Raw genomic sequence first — 1,189 nt, 5'->3', positions numbered from 1 at the left:
AATGGCGAAGAGCAAGTTTGAACGAACAAAACCGCATGTTAATATTGGTACGATTGGTCACGTTGATCATGGGAAGACCTCGTTGACAGCAGCGATTACGAAATATTTTGGTGAATTTAAAGCTTATGACCAAATTGACGCTGCGCCAGAGGAACGTGCACGTGGAATTACTATTTCTACAGCACATGTTGAGTATGAAACAGAAAATCGTCACTATGCGCACGTTGATTGTCCAGGACACGCTGATTATGTGAAAAACATGATCACAGGGGCAGCACAGATGGATGGTGCTATTTTGGTTGTTTCAGCAGCGGATGGCCCAATGCCTCAGACACGTGAGCATATTTTGCTTGCACGTCAGGTTGGTGTCCCAGCAATTGTTGTTTTTCTTAATAAAGTTGATCAGGTTGATGATGCAGAACTTTTAGAGCTTGTAGAGCTTGAGGTTCGGGAACTTTTATCCAAATATGATTTCCCAGGCGATGATATACCAATTGTTAAGGGTTCTGCGTTGGCAGCTCTTGAGGATAAGGATAAAAGCATTGGTGAAGATGCTGTTCGTCTTTTAATGAGTGAAGTTGATAATTATATTCCAACCCCTGAGCGTCCTGTTGATCAACCATTTTTGATGCCGATAGAGGATGTGTTTTCGATTTCGGGTCGTGGAACCGTTGTTACGGGTCGTGTTGAGCGTGGTGTTATCAAAGTTGGAGAGGAAATCGAGATTATCGGTATTCGTCCAACTTCTAAGACGACGGTTACAGGCGTTGAAATGTTCCGCAAGCTTTTGGATCAAGGTCAAGCGGGTGATAATATAGGAGCTCTGCTACGTGGTGTTGACCGTGAAGGGATTGAGCGTGGTCAAGTATTGGCGAAGCCAGGATCCGTTACACCTCATACACGGTTTAAAGCAGAAGCTTACATTTTGACAAAAGATGAAGGTGGACGTCATACGCCATTTTTCACGAATTATCGTCCACAGTTTTACTTCCGTACGACGGATGTTACAGGTATTGTTACGCTTCCAGAAGGTACAGAAATGGTTATGCCCGGTGATAATGTTGCCATGGATGTTTCGTTGATCGTTCCAATAGCGATGGAGGAAAAACTTCGTTTTGCTATTCGTGAAGGTGGTCGTACTGTTGGTGCCGGTATCGTCTCTAAGATCATTGAATAAATAATGCTTGTT

The 1,189-nt window shown here is 43.6% G+C and carries 1 protein-coding gene; it reads left to right on the top strand.

Going from position 1 to position 1,189, the window contains the following annotated elements:
• Window position 1: 1 nt before the first annotated feature.
• Complete coding sequence (gene tuf, locus ACFIM8_RS09090) at window positions 2–1,177, top strand: elongation factor Tu (RefSeq protein ID WP_012755022.1); 1,176 nt, start codon at window positions 2–4, stop codon at window positions 1,175–1,177.
• Window positions 1,178–1,189 lie beyond the last annotated feature (12 nt).

The organism is Bartonella sp. AC535YNZD (assembly GCF_042196625.1).
Classification (GTDB): Bacteria; Pseudomonadota; Alphaproteobacteria; order Rhizobiales; family Rhizobiaceae; genus Bartonella.
This window is presented reverse-complemented; position numbering and strand designations above follow the sequence as displayed.

What these genes read in the sequence shown, in the direction of transcription:
- tuf (WP_012755022.1), top strand. Translation starts at nt 2, where the DNA reads ATGGCGAAGAGCAAGTTTGAACGAACAAAACCGCATGTTAATATTGGT.